Source organism: Pseudomonas sp. PDM04, from assembly GCF_014851765.1.
GTDB lineage: Bacteria > Pseudomonadota > Gammaproteobacteria > Pseudomonadales > Pseudomonadaceae > Aquipseudomonas.
Window position 1 is genome coordinate 1 of the sequence record NZ_JACVAI010000004.1, and the last position, 16,312, is coordinate 16,312.

The following is a 16,312-nucleotide window of genomic DNA, read 5'->3' on the forward strand; positions in this document are numbered from 1 at the left end:
GCTGCTGTCAACACCTCTTTTTCACCGCTTTCGACCGAGAAGATCGAACCGTCCATCAAGCGACTGCACACTGCCTGACCGACTCCTTCCAGGCTTCGATGACCTGAAGCAACTCGCTGCCGAAAACCGCGTAACTCTTTGTTTACCAAGGAGTTTTCCGTTTCGACTGCGCCGGAAGTGGGGCGAATTATAGACGTCCAGAATCTGCCGTCAACCCCTAATTCCAGCTTTATTCGGATTTGAGCGAAATACGCGCAAACGCCTTCTTGCCAGCCTGGCAAACATGGGTCGCGCCCAGTGCATATATAAAGGTGCGATCAACAACCTCACCATCTACACGCACACCGCCAGAGTTCAGCAGGTCACGCGCCACCGCCGAGTTCTTCACCAAGCCAGCTTTATTAAGAACAGCAGCGATCGGCATATCTTCAGCAGCCGTCAATTCAATCTCCGGCAGATCATCCGGCAGCTCGCCATCCTTCATGCGGTTACCCGCTGCGCGATGGGCATTGGCCGCAGCCTCTTCACCATGGAATCGCGCCACAATCTCTTCAGCCAGCTTGATCTTGATATCTCGCGGATTGGCACCCGCCTCGACATCGGCACGAAACGCATTGATCTCGTCCATCGAGCGGAAGCTGAGCAGCTCAAAGTAACGCCACATCAATGCATCCGGCATGGACACCAGCTTGTTGTACATCACGCCCGGCGCTTCCTGAATGCCGATGTAGTTACCCAGGGATTTGGACATTTTCTTCACGCCGTCCAGACCTTCGAGCAACGGCATGGTCAGAATGCACTGCGGCTCCTGCCCATAACCGCGCTGCAACTCGCGCCCCATCAGCAGGTTGAACTTCTGATCGGTACCACCCAGCTCGACATCCGCACGCAAGGCGACCGAGTCGTAGCCCTGAACCAGCGGATAGAGAAACTCGTGAATGGCAATTGGCTGATTGGTGGTGTAGCGCTTGTCGAAGTCGTCACGCTCGAGCATGCGCGCGACGGTGTATTGCGAAGTCAGTCGAATAAAGTCGGCCGGCCCCATCTGATCCATCCAGGTGGAGTTGAATGCCACTTCGGTCCTGGCCGGATCCAGGATCTTGAACACCTGAGTCTTGTAGGTCTCGGCGTTTTCGAGAACCTGCTCACGCGTGAGAGGAGGCCGCGTAGCGCTCTTGCCGCTCGGATCACCGATCATCCCGGTGAAGTCGCCTATAAGGAAGATCACCTGATGCCCCAGTTCCTGGAACTGGCGCAGCTTATTGATCAGCACGGTGTGCCCGAGGTGCAAATCCGGTGCGGTCGGATCGAAGCCGGCCTTAATACGCAGTGGCTGGCCACGCTTGAGCTTTTCGATCAGCTCGGACTCGACCAACAGTTCTTCCGCACCACGTTTGATCAGCGCTAGCTGCTCTTCAACCGACTTCATAACAGACCCGCAAGGCTCGAATTCAAAGGGAACCAACCATACAAGATCACGCGTCAAATACAAAATTTGGCCAGCGCAATGACGCCAATCCACCGGCAGAACGTCCGCGGACTTGCTTCAGAGATGATTTGGTTATATTTTATACAGTTATTTCATCTTCATCATGTCATTCATCTTTTCCAATTCATCTTTTTCAAAGTCAAAATTACTTATGACCAACGAATCGTCTAAAGCGCCGCCGCTTTACCCGAAGACCCACCTGCTCGCAGCGAGCGGTATCGCCGCCCTGCTGAGCCTGGCGCTTCTGGTATTCCCTTCCAGTGATGTAGAAGCCAAAAAGACAACCCTGAGCCTTGAACTGGAAAGCCCTGCTGAACAACTGACACAAGATCAAGACGCCGCTGACGCCGCCCAAGCCACAAATGAGCCGGTAACTTCCCCTTTCGCGCAGATCGAAAACAGCGCCGAGGAGCCCCAGGAAACAGCCCAGGCCGCCTCCGCGGCCGCTGAAGAGAAGCAGGGCCCCAATCACCGGGAAGTGATCGTTGCCAAAGGCGACACGCTGTCCACCCTGTTCGAGAAAGTCGGCCTTCCCGCCACCGCCGTGCACGAAGTACTGGCCAGCGACAAGCAGGCCAAGCAGTTCAGCCAACTCAAGCATGGCCAGAAACTCGAGTTCGAGCTCAACCCTGAAGGTCAACTGACCAACCTGCATAGCAAGGTCAGCGACCTCGAAAGCATCACCCTCACCCGCAATGACAAGGGTTACGTCTTCAACCGCATCACCGCCAAGCCAACCGTGCGCTCGGCTTACGCTCATGGCGTGATCAACAGTTCGCTGTCGCAATCCGCCGCCCGCGCCGGCCTGTCCCACAGCCTGACCATGGACATGGCCAGCGTATTCGGCTACGACATCGACTTCGCCCAGGATATTCGCCAGGGCGACGAGTTCGACGTGATCTACGAACAGAAAGTCGTCAACGGCAAATCGATCGGCAACGGGCCGATCCTCTCCGCGCGCTTCACCAACCGCGGCAAAACCTACACCGCCGTGCGCTACACCAACAAACAAGGCAACAGCAGCTACTACACGGCTGAAGGCAACAGCATGCGCAAGGCGTTCATCCGCACGCCGGTAGATTTCGCGCGCATCAGCTCGAAATTCTCCATGGGTCGCAAACATCCGATCCTGAACAAGATTCGCGCTCACAAAGGCGTTGATTACGCCGCCCCACGCGGTACGCCGATCAAGGCTGCCGGTGATGGCAAGGTATTGCTGGCCGGCCGCCGCGGTGGCTATGGCAATACCGTGATCATTCAGCACGGCAACACCTACCGCACGCTGTATGGACACATGCAAGGCTTCGCCAAGGGCGTGCAAACCGGCAGCTCGGTCAAGCAGGGCCAGGTCATCGGCTACATTGGCACCACCGGCCTTTCCACCGGGCCGCACCTGCACTACGAGTTCCAGGTCAACGGTGTTCACGTCGACCCGCTGAGCCAAAAGCTGGCAATGGCCGACCCGATCTCCAAGGCCGAGCGCTCGCGATTCCTAGCACAGAGCCAGCCGCTGATGGCGCGCATGGATCAAGAGAAAGCCACGATGCTGGCTTCGAGCAAGCGCTAAGCCATGACGCTCTATATAGGCGTGATGTCCGGGACCAGCCTTGATGGCCTGGACATTGCGCTGGTCGAGCTGGCACCGGCGATCAAGCTGATCGCCACGCATTACATCCCCATGCCTGATTCCCTGCGCACCGAGCTGCTGGGCCTGTGCGCCAGCGGTCCCGACGAAATTGCCCGCTCGGCCATTGCCCAGCAAAACTGGGTGAGGCTGGCAGCGGAAGGCATTCACACCCTGCTTGATCAACAGAACCTGAAACCCGCAGACATTCGCGCGATTGGCAGCCATGGCCAGACCATTCGCCACGAACCGTCACGCGGGTTCACCGTCCAGATCGGCAACCCTGCCCTGTTGACGGAGCTGACCGGCATTACAGTCGTCAGCGACTTCCGCAGTCGGGACGTCGCGGCCGGCGGCCAGGGGGCACCCTTGGTCCCCGCCTTTCACGAAGCATTGTTCGAAGAACAGGCAGGCAGCCGTGCGGTGCTGAACGTCGGCGGATTCAGCAACCTCAGCCTGATCGAGCCCGGCCAACCCGTGGCCGGTTTCGACTGTGGCCCGGGGAATGTGTTGCTGGATGCCTGGATTCACCAGCAACGTGGCGAAAACTTCGACCGCGACGGCCAGTGGGCCGGCAGCGGCAAGGTGGAACCGGTGCTGTTGAAGGCACTGCTCAGTGACGCGTTCTTCGTGACCAAAGGCCCGAAAAGCACCGGTCGCGAAGTGTTCAATCTGCAATGGCTGACCCAGCACCTTTCCCGCTTGCCGTCGTTTGCCGCCGAAGACGTTCAGGCCACACTGCTGGAGCTGACGGCGCTGACCATCATTGAATCACTGCAAGGTGCTCAAGCGGATACCCGGGAACTGCTGGTGTGCGGTGGCGGTGCACACAACGCCACACTGATGAAACGCCTGGCCAGCTTGCTGCCGAACGCAACCGTCAGTAGCACCGCCTCTCACGGCGTTGACCCGGACTGGGTCGAAGCCATGGCCTTCGCCTGGCTGGCCCATTGCTGCCTGGAAGGCATCGCCGCCAATCGCCCAAGCGTCACTGGCGCCCGCGGCCTGCGGGTGCTCGGCGCCATCTACCCGGTCTGAGCCGCACACAGTAAAACGCCGCAAGACCCTGAAGCCCTGCGGCGCTGGATAACGCCCTGAGGTGCGATCAAATCGAGAACGAAGAGCCGCAGCCACAAGTGGTCGTGGCATTAGGGTTCTTGATCACGAAACGCGAACCTTCCAGACCTTCCTGGTAATCCACCTCGGCGCCTGCCAGGTACTGGAAGCTCATTGGATCAACGACCAGGCTCACGCCCTCGCGCTCGACGATGGTGTCGTCATCGGCCACTTCTTCATCGAAGGTGAAACCGTACTGAAAACCTGAACAACCGCCGCCCGTCACAAATACGCGCAGCTTCAAGCGATCATTCCCCTCTTCATCGACCAGGCTCTTCACCTTGTGCGCGGCACCGTGGGTGAATTGCAAAGCCGTGGGGGTGAAGGATTCGACGCTCATGCTAACTATCTCCCGGCGTTACGCCGCCATAATGCGTGATGACGCGCATTATCCGCTTCTCCGAGAAAATCGGTCAACTATTGTTACGGTATATCAATAAACCCGATTGCCGGTTCCCAATGCAAAAAGGCCCGTTCGACGGGCCTTTTTGCTGAACGGGACGAAGCCTTACGGCAGCATGCCTGCATGGGACAAGCCCAGGCGCTCATCCAGCCCGAACAGGATATTCAGGTTCTGCACCGCTTGGCCCGAAGCACCTTTGACGAGGTTGTCGATCACCGACAACACCACGACCAGATCACCCTCCTGTGGACGGTGCACGGCGATACGGCAGACGTTGGCGCCTCGCACGCTACGGGTTTCCGGGTGGCTGCCGGCCGGCATCACATCGACAAATGGCTCGTTGGCATAACGCTTCTCGAACAGCGCCTGCAGATCCACCGAGCGATCAACCACCGTCGCATAAAGCGTCGAGTGAATACCGCGAATCATCGGGGTCAGGTGCGGTACGAAGGTCAGGCCGACGTCCTTGCCCGCCGCACGGCGCAGCCCCTGGCGAATTTCCGGCAGGTGACGGTGCCCCTTGACGGCATAGGCCTTCAGGCTTTCCGAGGTTTCGGAGTACAGCGAACCGACGGAAGCGCCACGCCCGGCGCCACTGACACCGGACTTGCAGTCGGCGATCAAGCGCGTGGTATCGGCCAGGCCGGCCTCAAGCAAGGGCAGGAAGCCCAATTGCGTGGCCGTTGGGTAGCAACCCGGCACGGCGATCAGACGCGCTTGCCTGATCTGCTCGCGATTGACTTCCGGCAAGCCGTAGACCGCTTCCTCCAGCAGTTGCGGTGCGCCGTGCGGCTGGCCGTACCACTTGGCCCACTCGTCAGCATCCTGCAGCCGGAAATCCGCCGACAGGTCGATGACCTTGGTCCCTGCCGCCAGCAACTCACCGGCCAGTGCATGGGCGACCCCGTGAGGCGTCGCGAAGAACACCACGTCGCAGGCGCCCAGGGTCTTCACGTCCGGCACGCTGAACGCCAGGCCATCGTAATGACCGCGCAGGTTAGGGTACATATCGGCCACGGCCAGGCCGGCCTCGGATCGGGAAGTGATCACCACCACTTCAGCTTGCGGATGCTGTGCCAACAGACGCAGCAGTTCGACACCGGTGTAACCCGTGCCGCCGACGATACCGACCTTGACCATAAACCTGCCCTCAACGAACCCACTGGAAAGCCGTCGATAATAGGGGCCGCGCTCGCCTGCGACAACCGTCAAGGTGACGTGCGGGCGCTCAAGCCTCTACTATTCGGGCTACCGTGAACCTGGGAATAATCAAAAATGCTTTATCTGTGGCTCAAAGCGCTTCACATCGTCAGCATGGTCTGCTGGTTTGCCGGCCTGTTCTACCTGCCGCGCCTGTTCGTTTATCACGCACAAAGCGAAGACACCGTCAGCAAGGAACGCTTCAGCCTCATGGAGCGCAAGCTGTACCGCGGCATCATGGGCCCGGCGATGATCGCCACGCTGATCTTCGGCGGCTGGCTGATCAGCCTGAACCCGAGTGCGTATTTCGGTCAGGGCGGCTGGATGCACGCCAAATTGACCCTGGTGGTCATTCTGATCGGCTATCACCACATGTGCGGAGCGCAGGTCAAACGTTTCGCCCGTGGCGAGAACACCCGCAGCCATGTCTTTTATCGCTGGTTCAATGAAGTGCCGGTTCTGATATTGCTGGCTATCGTAATTCTGGTCGTGGTTCGGCCGTTCTGATTTCAACCAGCATCACTTACCGGGGTATTTCCAATGTCGCTGCCCGCTTTGCTCGAACAACGTTTGCGTTTGCCTGTCGTGGCGGCGCCGATGTTCCTGATTTCCAATCCGCAACTGGTGCTCGCCTGCTGCCGTAATGGCGTCGTAGGCAGTTTTCCCGCGCTGAACCAGCGCGAGAGCAGCGGCTTCAAAGCCTGGCTGGAAGAAATCGAAGCAGGCCTGGCAGCTCTGGAAAACCCCGCGCCCTATGCGGTAAACCTGATCGTCCACAACAGCAATCCACGCCTGCAAGCGGACCTGGAGATCTGCATCGAACACAAAGTGCCGATCGTGATCACCAGCTTGGGCGCAGTCAAAGAACTGGTGGACGCAGTACACGGCTACGGCGGTCTGGTTTTCCATGATGTGACGACGCGTCGGCATGCCGAGAAAGCCGCCGAAGCCGGCGTCGATGGATTGATCGCCGTCGCGGCGGGCGCCGGTGGCCATGCTGGCACCTGGAGTCCGTTTTCGCTGATCGCCGAAATTCGCCAGTTCTTCGACAAGACCTTATTGCTTGCTGGCTGCCTGAACCATGGCCACGAAATTCTTGCTGCGCAGTTGCTGGGCGCAGACCTGGCCTACTTCGGTACGCGCTTTATCGGCACCACCGAAAGCCATGCCCCTGAGGCCTATAAAGAGATGCTGCTGACGTCCCGAGCAGCCGACATCATCCATACGCCCGCAGTGTCGGGTGTACCCGCAAGCTTCATGCGCCAGAGCCTGGAAGCGGCAGGCTTCGACATGGCCGCACTACAGAACAAGGGCGACGTCAATTTCGGCGCCAAGCTCAAGCCCTTGAACGACGAAGCCAAGGCCTGGAAAACCGTATGGTCCGCCGGCCAGGGCGTCGGCGAAATCAAGGACCTGCCAAGCGTGGATCAGCTGGTCGCACGACTGGATGCCGAATACCGCAAGGCATTGGAGCTGGCGGCACAACTGCCCCAACGCTGGCCGCGCTGACAGGAAGCTTGGCCAGTCACCCCCGACTGGCCTTACACTCGAGGCAGTCAACGCTCCTCTCTCAAACACTCGCGACAAGGAAGCCTCGCAATGAGCGAAAACCGGTACAAGATTGTGTTCGATGGTGCCCTGCAACCCGGGGTCGACAGCACCACCGCCCGGCTCAATCTCGCGGAGTTGTTCAAAAGCGATGTTGCCGCCATCGAGCGCCTGTTCAGCGGTCGCCCCGTGGCACTCAAGCGGGATCTGTCGCAGACGGATGCGCAGGCTTACCTGCAAGCGCTGAGTAAAACCGGCATCGACGCACGAATAGAAAGCGACCCCTCGATCGAATTGAACCTGTCGGACGTCCAAGATCACGCCACTGCCGATCAAGGTCCGCCCGCCGAGCCGCAATCGCCCTACGCACCACCCCGCGCAACGGTGGGTGAAGCGTTACCGGGGTTTGCCTCGCTGAAGCCGTTCAGTTATGAAGGCCGTATCGGTCGTTTGCGTTACCTCGCCTGGACCATGACGCTGACGCTGGTGACCCTTGGCATCGGTAGCGTTTTCGCCCTTTTCGGACTTGCACTCATCAGCTCGGACTCCACAGGCGGCCTGATTCTCGCGGGGCTGCTGGCCTTTATTCTCGTTGTAGTACTCGCAGTGGTCAGCGTCCTGTTCACTATCCAGCGCCTGCACGATATTGGCTGGTCGGGCTGGCTCTGGCTGTTGACCCTGGTGCCCTTCGTCGGCAGCATTTTTCCGTTTGTCATCATGGTTGTGCCGGGCAACGCCACGGCGAATCGGTACGGTGCGCCACCGCCACCCAACAGCACCGCGGTCAAAGTGCTGGCTGCGCTGTGGCTGGTGTTCATCGCGATCATGTTTATCGGCGGACTGGCCGGTGGACTGACCGCTATCCAGGACGAGTACGAAAACGCCGCACAAAGCAGCTATGAAAGTAGCGCGGTCATCACCGACGAAGTGGACGTCGAGCCTGCCGAACAGGCCGAACCGATACCCGATTCCGCAGAGGATGAAGCCGAAGAAGCCCCGCCCCCTGTAGACTCTGCCAAAGAATGAACAGCGCTCCCCGCTCGTGACACCTGCGTCGCCGGCGCGGAGCTGTTGCGATGGAGAACTGCATGACCCGTTACGCTCTGATCACCGGTGCTTCCAGCGGCATCGGCCTGGCGATGGCCGAAGCGCTGGCCCGCCGCGGCCGCAGCCTGATTCTGGTGGCCCGACAACGTGATCAGTTGGAAAGCATTGCGATTGAACTGACTCAACGGTTTGGCGTGGAGGTGTTGTTTCGTGCCTGCGACCTGGGCGAGCCGCTGCGGCTGTCCGGTTTCCTGCTGGAACTCGAAGAAAGCGACCGCCAGATCGACCTGTTGGTCAACTGCGCCGGCATCGGCACCTGCGGCCCGTTTCTGGCGCAGGACTGGATGACCGAACAAGACCTGATCGAAGTGAACATCCTCGCCTTGACGCGTCTTTGCCATGCCATCGGCAACAGCATGGCCTTGCACGGCGGCGGACAGATCCTGAATGTCGCCTCGATCGCGGCGTTCCACCCCGGCCCCTGGATGAGCACCTATTACGCCAGCAAGGCCTATGTGCTGCATTTTTCCGAGGGATTACGCGTCGAGCTGAAAAAATGCGCGGTCAAGGTGTCGGTGCTGTGCCCCGGTCCGACCCGCACCCCGTTCTTCCGCACGGCGCAACTGAACACCGACAAACTGGCTGCCAGCAACCGGCTGATGAGCCCCGAGGAGGTCGCGCTCTACACCGTGCGAGCCCTGGAAAAAAATCGCGCCATCATCATTCCGGGCTGCCGCAACCGCTGGATCGCCTTCCTGTCGCGGTGTGGCTCACGCTGGTTGAACCGGACAATCACCGGCATGCTCAACAAGGCTTATTGTCCACGTTGATGGCCGCAGGGTAAAAGACTGGGCTCGGACCAGCCCCTATGGGTACACTCAGGCCAGCCCAAACAACGGAGAAAACAGCTGTGGATACTCTGTTCACCAAGATCATCAACCGGGAAATACCGGCGAAGATCATCTACGAGGACGACCAGGTACTGGCCTTCCACGACATCGCCCCACAGGCACCGGTGCATTTCCTGGTGATCCCGAAAAAACCGGTGCGCACCTTGAACGACCTCACCGAGGACGACAAGGCACTGGCCGGGCACATTTTGTTCACTGCCCAGCGCCTGGCCCTGGAACTGGGTTGTGAGGAAGGTTTCCGTGTGGTCATGAACTGCAATGAATTGGGTGGGCAGACCGTCTATCACATCCACATGCACGTGCTGGGTCAGCGCCAGATGCACTGGCCGCCGGGCTGATTGCGCCGCCCTCCTCCCGTTGCGGAAGCAGCCGGTCGTCGCCCTCACGCTCGCGATGCGCTCAAAGGCACCGCGAGTGTCACGTTTGCAGGACTGCCACTGAAGCCCATCACCCGCCTGCCGGCTGCTGCGCGACAATGACCCAGCGCAAACCTTCCGTGGCCGATTGGGGTAAACTGGCCGCCGAGATTCTTCCCGGAGGTCAGCATGACTACCCAACGTCACTACTCGCCGATTGACCGTCTTCTGCTGCAAGCCGATGCCGCGATGCGTACCCTGCTGCCTTTCAGTGGCCAGCCGTACCGCCCGTCGCCGGCCATCGTGCAGCCGGAGGTGCAAATGAGCGACGAAGACACCCGGCATGTGGCCGGCCTGATGCGCATCAACCACACCGGTGAAGTCTGCGCCCAGGCGCTGTATCAGGGACAGGCCCTGACCGCCAGGCTGCCGCAGGTTCGCGCCGCCATGGAACATGCCGCCGAAGAGGAAATCGACCATCTGGTCTGGTGCGAGCAACGCATTCATCAATTGGGCAGCCATACCAGCATTCTCAATCCGCTGTTCTACGGCATGTCGTTCGGGATCGGTGCCGTGGCCGGGTTGATCAGCGACAAAGTCAGCCTGGGTTTCGTCGCCGCCACCGAACATCAGGTGTGCAAGCACTTGAACGAGCACCTCGAGCAGTTGCCGGCAGAAGACGAGAAGTCCCGGGCGATCCTCGAGCAAATGCGCATCGACGAAGAGCACCATGCTGAAAGTGCCCTGGAGGCCGGTGGCTTCCGCTTTCCGGCACCGGTGAAGTTCGGGATGAGCCTGTTGGCCAAGGTGATGACCAAGAGCACGTATCGGATCTGAGGCTGGCGTTGCCGGGAACGGCCATGCGTCAGCAGACTCGCCCCCACAGAGGTGGGAGACGGGCATGAAAAAGGCGACTGCCGTGAGGGAGTCGCCTTTTTTTACCTTCGAGGATCTCAGCCCGGCATGTTGCGCGCGTAGAAAATCTCGAGCATTTCGTGTTTCACCCGGTCGGTCACTTGAGCCCGCTGCTCAGGGGACAGGTTGCTGGTAGCGTCGCCGAACAGGTAGTTATCCAGTTCGAAGTTCTTCAACAGCATTTTGGTGTGGAACAGGTTTTCCTGATACACATTCACATCGGTCATCTGGTACGCGTCGCGGGTGTCTTCGGACAGGTAGTTCTGGATCGAGTTGATCTCGTGGTCGATGAAGTGCTTCTTGCCTTCGACGTCGCGAGTGAAGCCGCGCACGCGATAATCCACGGTCACGATATCCGAGTCGAACTGGTGAATCAGGAAGTTGAGTGCCTTCAGCGGTGAAATGACCCCACAGGTCGACACGTCGATGTCCACACGGAAAGTCGCAATACCATCGTCCGGATGGATTTCCGGGTAGGTGTGCACCGTGATGTGGCTCTTGTCGAGGTGGGCCAGGATGATTTCCGGCAACGGGCCCGGGGACTCTTCGATCTGGCTTTCGGTCGGGGTCACCGGCTCTTCAGAGATCAGAATCGTAACGCTGGCGCCCTGTGGTTCGTAGTCCTGACTGGCGATGTTCAGGATGTTGGCACCAATGATATCGACAACTTCCGTGAGGATCTGCGTCAGGCGTTTCGCGTTGTACTCGGCGTTGATGTACTCGACGTACGCCTGCTGGTCTTGCGGGGTTTCCGCGTAGCAGATGTCATAGATGTTGAAGCTCAAGGTCTTTGTCAGGTTATTGAACCCGTGGAGCTTGAGTTTGCTTTTCACCGTTAAAAACTCTCTATGTATTGCGGCCCGGCCGCGTGATCAAGCATGCCCGTCAGATGCGAACAACGCACCTGCGTAGGACGGTTAACACCTCTTCGCGATGGCGATTTTGGTTGTCTGATCGGGCGAGCGGTCTGTCGGCTGACGGACCACCACCCTGAAAAAAGTGGCGCATTATGCAGACGTCAGCCATGGATCGCCAGAGTCTGCACTGCTTTTATGATAGTTGAATGTCGATTCAACCGAGTTCGACGATCTCGTAGTCGTGGGTGATCGCAACACCTGCCGCGCCGAGCATGATCGATGCCGAGCAGTACTTTTCGGCGGACAACTCGATGGCGCGCTTGACCTGAGCCTCTTTCAGCCCGCGGCCCTTGACCACGAAGTGCATGTGAATTTTGGTGAAGACTTTCGGGTCTTCGGTCGCGCGCTCGGCCTCGAGGAAGGCTTCACAGCTTTCAACGGCCTGACGGGACTTCTTGAGAATGCTGACGACGTCGAAGTTGCTGCATCCACCGACACCCAGCAGGAGCATTTCCATGGGCCGCACACCCAGGTTACGACCACCGGCGTCGGGCGGACCGTCCATGACCACGACATGACCGCTACCCGACTCGCCGAGGAACATGGCTTCGCCAGCCCATTGAATGCGTGCCTTCATCGCCAAGACTCCACTGTAAAAAAAAGGGTCGCCAGCTTAGCACAGGGCCCTTGATTGACAGCGCTCGCCTTCCTAGGACATAACCGGTTGCCCAGTAGGTAAATTCTCGAATATTGCCGGAACTGTCTGTTAAGCTGACGCCAATTAGCTGGCGCATAGCCACCTGCGCAGCAACCCCAGCGCCTCATAAAAAAACCAAACATACCGTGCAGTCTTTTCGAGATACAACCATGGTTGCTATTGCCCCACCCCCCAAAATCAAGAACCTCGACAAGCTGTTGATGCATTGTCAGCGTCGGCGCTACGCGGCCAAGAGCAATATCATTTGTGCAGGCGACCGTTCGGAAACGCTGTTTTTCATCATCAAGGGCTCGGTCACCATCCTGATCGAGGATGACGACGGTCGTGAAATGATCATCGCCTACCTGAACCCCGGGGACTTCTTCGGCGAACTGGGCCTGTTTGAGCAAGCCGGCCTGGAACAGGAGCGCAGCGCCTGGGTTCGCGCCAAGATCGAGTGCGAAGTTGCGGAAATCAGCTACACGAAATTCCGCGAGTTGTCCCAGCAGGACCCCGACATTCTTTACGCACTCAGCGGACAGATCGCACAACGCCTGCGCAACACTACTCGCAAGGTCGGTGACCTGGCCTTCTTCGACGTGACCGGCCGCGTGGCCCGCTGCCTCCTCGAATTGTGCAAGCAGCCGGACGCCATGACCCACCCCGATGGCATGCAGATCAAGGTGACGCGTCAGGAAATCGGACGGATTGTCGGATGTTCACGGGAGATGGTCGGTCGCGTGCTCAAGGACCTGGAAGAACGCAACCTGGTGAACGTCAAGGGCAAGACCATGGTGGTGTTCGGGACGCGTTAAGCACCGAACATGGCCGCCAGCATTTGACGATAAAGCATGTCGAGCCGCGCGAGTGCATCCGGTGCAACGAACTTCTCATGCAGGGCAATGTGGCTCTCGGCGCGAACCCGCTGCTCCAGGTCGCAGGCCTGATTGAACCGGTTGACCGCCGCGACCATCGACTCGCGCTCGTTATCGAGCAACATCGCACCGTGCACCAGGCCCACCGGCCGCAGCCCCCCCTGACTTTGGCGCCAGCGCTGGGCGGTGCCCACCATCTTGCGGCCATCGAGGTTGACATTGAAACGGCCATCGCAGAACGCACCGTCGATTTCCCCCAGAGACGAAACGCCACCCAACTCATCCAGCAGTTGGCATATCGGGTCGCATAAACGCCGGTAGCCGGACTCGATGCGATTCAGATCACCTTCGCTGCGCGGCGGTGCATAAACCAATGCAATGTTGAGGGTCGACGCCGATTGCGGCACCGGTTCACCACCGGTTTCCCGTAGCAGCACTGGCCAGCCTGCGGCCGCCGATACCTCGCACGCCGTTTCAAAGCCTGGCAAGCGATTCAAACGGCGCGGCATGACCAATGCCCGATCGGCAGGCTGCCAGAACAGCAGGCCGAACTCCGCATCACCCGCGCACACCGAGGCGAGCAAATCCTGTTCGGCTTGCAGGCCGGCTTCGATGGTCAGGGAGATGGGCGAGGTCATGAAGAGCTCCGTGAGACCTGAAGTCTGTGGTGTGTCTTATGTCGGGAACGCCACCCGGAGCAGGCTCGCTGCCACAGGTTCGATCTGACCCTTGTGGGAGCGAGCCTGCTCGCGAAAGTGATCAGTCCAGCGTCGAACCGCTGACCGGAACACCACGCTCCGGGAAGAACAGGCGCTGCAGCTCGTTGCCCGGTTGCTCGGCGCGCATGAACGCTTCACCCACCAGGAATGCATACACGTCGCTGATTTCCATCAGTTCCACATCAGCCCGATTGAGAATGCCACTTTCGGTGATCACCAAACGGTCGCGCGGGATTCGCGGCAACAGGTCGAGCGTGGTTTCCAGGCTGACTTCGAAGGTGTGCAGGTTGCGGTTGTTCACGCCTACCAGCGGTGTGTCGAGGGTTTTCAGGGCCCGCTCCAGCTCGTTACCATCGTGGACTTCCACCAGCACGTCGAGACCAACACCCTCGGCCACCGCTGCCAGCTCGGCCATTTTCACGTCATCCAGTGCGGAAACGATCAACAACACGCAATCAGCGCCCAATGCCCGTGCCTCGACGATCTGGTACGGATCGATCATGAAGTCCTTGCGGATCACTGGCAGTTTGCACGCCGCCCGGGCCTGTTGCAGATAGGCATCGGCGCCCTGGAAGTAATCGACGTCGGTGAGCACCGAAAGACAGGTCGCGCCGCCTTTCTCGTAACTCCGGGCGATATCCGCAGGCACGAAGTCTTCGCGAATCACGCCTTTGCTTGGCGACGCTTTCTTGATTTCGGCAATCACCGCTGGCTGCTTGGATTTCGCCTGGGCGATCAGTGCCTGGGCAAAACCACGGGGTGCATCCGCTTGCTGGGCCAGGCGTTCCAGCTCGGCGAGGCTGACACGAGCGCTGCGCTCGGCCACTTCCTCAACCTTGCGCGCCAGAATTTTTTCCAGAACCGTCGGTACGCTCATCCCTCATTCTCCACTTTGAATACCGCCGTAAACGCACCCAACTCCTCCAGTTTTTCCCGAGCGAGACCGGTGTGCAGCGCGTCGTGCGCCAGGGCAACGCCCTCTTTCAGACTGCTGGCGTGATCGGCGGCGTACAGCGCGGCGCCCGCGTTGAGCATGATCATTTCAGCTGCTTTCTGACCGTTTTCAGTTTTGCGCTTGCCCAATGCATCGCGAATCAGCTCAAGAGAAGCCTGTGGGCTTTCAACGGCCAGGCCATGCAGGCTCTGGCTTTTCATGCCCAGGTCTTCCGGCTCGACCCAATACTCGGTGATCTGGTCGTTTTTCAGTTCCGCCACGAATGTCGGGGCCGCCAGGCTGAACTCGTCCAGGCCATCCTTGGAATGCACCACCAGCACGTGCTTGCTGCCCAGGCGCTGCAAGACTTCGGCCAACGGCCGGCACAAGGCCTGGGTGAACACGCCGACGACCTGATGTTTGACGCCGGCCGGATTCGTAAGCGGGCCGAGCATGTTGAACAACGTACGCAAGCCCAGGTCCTTGCGCGGCCCTGCGGCGTGCTTCATGGCACTGTGGTGGGTCTGAGCGAACATGAAACCGATGCCGACGTTATCGATGCAGCGCGCCACTTGCACCGGGGTCAGGTTCAGGTAGATGCCGGCCGCTTCCAGCAGGTCGGCACTGCCGCTCTTGCCGGAAACCGCTCGGTTGCCATGTTTGGCCACGGTGCAGCCGGCCGCCGACACCACGAAGGCGGAAGCGGTCGACACGTTGAAAATATTGGCACCGTCACCACCGGTGCCCACCACATCGACCACGCCGTCGAGGGTATTGAGCTCGACCTTGTCCGCCAGCTCGCGCATGACCGACACCGCGCCCACGATCTCGTCGATGCTTTCGCTCTTCATGCGCATGGCCATCATGAATGCGCCAATCTGGGCATCCGTGCATTGACCGGTCATGATTTCGCGCATCACATCACGCATTTCCTCGGTGCTGAGGTCGAGGTGATCGACGATACGGCTCAGGGCTGTCTTGATGTTCATGGAAAGTCCTTAGCGCGTGCCGCCGGTTTGTTTAAGGAAGTTGGCAAACAGTTCGTGCCCTTGTTCGGTCAGGATAGACTCAGGGTGGAACTGCACGCCTTCAATGTTCAGGGTCTTGTGACGCAGGCCCATGATCTCGTCGATCGAACCGTCTTCGAGCTGGGTCCAGGCGGTCAGTTCCAGGCAGTCGGGCAGAGTTTCGCGCTTGACGATCAGGGAGTGGTAGCGAGTAACTGTCAACGGATGATTCAGGCCGTCAAACACGCCCTTGTCTTCGTGGAACACCGGGCTGGTCTTGCCGTGCATCACCTGACGGGCACGAACCACATCCCCGCCGAAGGCCTGACCGATGGACTGGTGCCCCAGGCAGACACCGAGAATCGGCAGTTTGCCGCCGAAATGCTTGATCACGTCGATCGAGACGCCGGCTTCAGTCGGCGTGCAAGGGCCGGGCGAAACCACGATCCGCTCAGGGTTCAGGGCTTCGATTTCGGCAATGGTGAGCTCATCGTTGCGCACCACCTTGACCTCGGCACCGAGTTCGCCCAGGTATTGCACAACGTTGTAAGTAAAAGAGTCGTAGTTGTCGATCATCAGCAACATGGCTTGAGAACCTCTTGAATTCACTGACT

General features: G+C 59.4%; 18 protein-coding genes. 9 read left to right on the forward strand and 9 right to left on the reverse strand.

What is annotated here, in order from left to right; translation table 11 throughout:
• Positions 1 to 229: 229 nt before the first annotated feature.
• Positions 230 to 1,429 (reverse strand): tyrosine--tRNA ligase, encoded by a 1,200-nt coding sequence (tyrS, locus tag IB249_RS16080; RefSeq protein WP_192306425.1) that lies wholly within the window; start codon positions 1,427 to 1,429, stop codon positions 230 to 232.
• Positions 1,430 to 1,640: 211 nt separating this feature from the next.
• On the opposite strand from tyrS, the gene IB249_RS16085 reads away from it, so the two are divergent.
• Both IB249_RS16085 and IB249_RS16090 read left to right on the forward strand, forming a co-directional pair.
• Complete coding sequence (locus tag IB249_RS16085) at positions 1,641 to 3,056, forward strand: peptidoglycan DD-metalloendopeptidase family protein (protein ID WP_192306427.1); 1,416 nt, start codon at positions 1,641 to 1,643, stop codon at positions 3,054 to 3,056.
• A gap of 3 nt (positions 3,057 to 3,059) precedes the next feature.
• The gene (locus IB249_RS16090) at positions 3,060 to 4,151 is read left to right on the forward strand and encodes an anhydro-N-acetylmuramic acid kinase (RefSeq protein WP_192306429.1); all 1,092 of its coding nucleotides are present in this window, start codon (positions 3,060 to 3,062) and stop codon (positions 4,149 to 4,151) included.
• Positions 4,152 to 4,218: 67 nt separating this feature from the next.
• Here the strand turns inward: IB249_RS16090 and erpA are convergent, their stop codons facing one another.
• Positions 4,219 to 4,569 (reverse strand): iron-sulfur cluster insertion protein ErpA, encoded by a 351-nt coding sequence (erpA, locus tag IB249_RS16095; protein ID WP_007906865.1) that lies wholly within the window; start codon positions 4,567 to 4,569, stop codon positions 4,219 to 4,221.
• A 168-nt stretch (positions 4,570 to 4,737) separates the two neighbouring features.
• Positions 4,738 to 5,772 carry an N-acetyl-gamma-glutamyl-phosphate reductase gene (gene argC, locus IB249_RS16100; RefSeq protein ID WP_192306431.1) on the reverse strand — a complete coding sequence of 345 codons (1,035 nt, stop codon included), beginning with the start codon at positions 5,770 to 5,772 and terminating at the stop codon, positions 4,738 to 4,740.
• Between the two features lie 135 nt (positions 5,773 to 5,907).
• On the opposite strand from argC, the gene hemJ reads away from it, so the two are divergent.
• The 6 genes from hemJ to coq7 all read left to right on the forward strand — a co-directional run bounded on the left by hemJ (position 5,908) and on the right by coq7 (position 10,531).
• Complete coding sequence (gene hemJ / locus IB249_RS16105; RefSeq protein WP_192306433.1) at positions 5,908 to 6,339, forward strand: protoporphyrinogen oxidase HemJ; 432 nt, start codon at positions 5,908 to 5,910, stop codon at positions 6,337 to 6,339.
• Positions 6,340 to 6,372: 33 nt separating this feature from the next.
• Positions 6,373 to 7,341, forward strand: coding sequence for an NAD(P)H-dependent flavin oxidoreductase (locus IB249_RS16110; RefSeq protein ID WP_192306435.1), 969 nt, complete (start codon positions 6,373 to 6,375; stop codon positions 7,339 to 7,341).
• A gap of 90 nt (positions 7,342 to 7,431) precedes the next feature.
• Positions 7,432 to 8,406, forward strand: coding sequence for a DUF805 domain-containing protein (locus IB249_RS16115; RefSeq protein WP_192306437.1), 975 nt, complete (start codon positions 7,432 to 7,434; stop codon positions 8,404 to 8,406).
• Positions 8,407 to 8,468: 62 nt separating this feature from the next.
• Positions 8,469 to 9,257: an SDR family NAD(P)-dependent oxidoreductase gene (locus IB249_RS16120; RefSeq protein WP_192306439.1), complete on the forward strand. Its 789-nt coding sequence runs from the start codon at positions 8,469 to 8,471 to the stop codon at positions 9,255 to 9,257.
• 80 nt (positions 9,258 to 9,337) lie between these two features.
• Complete coding sequence (locus IB249_RS16125; protein WP_095170527.1) at positions 9,338 to 9,676, forward strand: histidine triad nucleotide-binding protein; 339 nt, start codon at positions 9,338 to 9,340, stop codon at positions 9,674 to 9,676.
• Between the two features lie 207 nt (positions 9,677 to 9,883).
• A complete protein-coding gene (coq7, locus tag IB249_RS16130; RefSeq protein WP_192306441.1) occupies positions 9,884 to 10,531 on the forward strand; it encodes a 2-polyprenyl-3-methyl-6-methoxy-1,4-benzoquinone monooxygenase in 648 nt (215 codons plus the stop codon).
• 116 nt (positions 10,532 to 10,647) lie between these two features.
• Here coq7 and speD read toward each other — a convergent pair whose 3' ends face one another.
• Complete coding sequence (gene speD, locus IB249_RS16135; RefSeq protein WP_192306443.1) at positions 10,648 to 11,442, reverse strand: adenosylmethionine decarboxylase; 795 nt, start codon at positions 11,440 to 11,442, stop codon at positions 10,648 to 10,650.
• A gap of 238 nt (positions 11,443 to 11,680) precedes the next feature.
• Positions 11,681 to 12,103 carry an OsmC family protein gene (locus tag IB249_RS16140; protein ID WP_003228794.1) on the reverse strand — a complete coding sequence of 141 codons (423 nt, stop codon included), beginning with the start codon at positions 12,101 to 12,103 and terminating at the stop codon, positions 11,681 to 11,683.
• A 230-nt stretch (positions 12,104 to 12,333) separates the two neighbouring features.
• On the opposite strand from IB249_RS16140, the gene crp reads away from it, so the two are divergent.
• A complete protein-coding gene (gene crp / locus IB249_RS16145) occupies positions 12,334 to 12,978 on the forward strand; it encodes a cAMP-activated global transcriptional regulator CRP (RefSeq protein WP_192306451.1) in 645 nt (214 codons plus the stop codon).
• Here the strand turns inward: crp and IB249_RS16150 are convergent.
• The 4 genes from IB249_RS16150 to IB249_RS16165 form a co-directional block, all read right to left on the reverse strand.
• Positions 12,975 to 13,676, reverse strand: coding sequence for a biotin/lipoate A/B protein ligase family protein (locus IB249_RS16150; RefSeq protein ID WP_192306453.1), 702 nt, complete (start codon positions 13,674 to 13,676; stop codon positions 12,975 to 12,977). The genes crp and IB249_RS16150 overlap by 4 nt on opposite strands.
• A gap of 121 nt (positions 13,677 to 13,797) precedes the next feature.
• A complete protein-coding gene (gene trpC / locus IB249_RS16155) occupies positions 13,798 to 14,634 on the reverse strand; it encodes an indole-3-glycerol phosphate synthase TrpC (RefSeq protein ID WP_192306455.1) in 837 nt (278 codons plus the stop codon).
• Entirely contained in the window at positions 14,631 to 15,680 is a 1,050-nt protein-coding gene (gene trpD, locus IB249_RS16160; RefSeq protein ID WP_192306457.1) for an anthranilate phosphoribosyltransferase, read from the reverse strand. The genes trpC and trpD overlap by 4 nt, the downstream gene beginning before the upstream one ends.
• A 9-nt stretch (positions 15,681 to 15,689) precedes the next feature.
• Positions 15,690 to 16,283, reverse strand: a complete 594-nt coding sequence (locus tag IB249_RS16165) for an aminodeoxychorismate/anthranilate synthase component II (protein ID WP_192306459.1) — start codon at positions 16,281 to 16,283, stop codon at positions 15,690 to 15,692.
• Positions 16,284 to 16,312 lie beyond the last annotated feature (29 nt).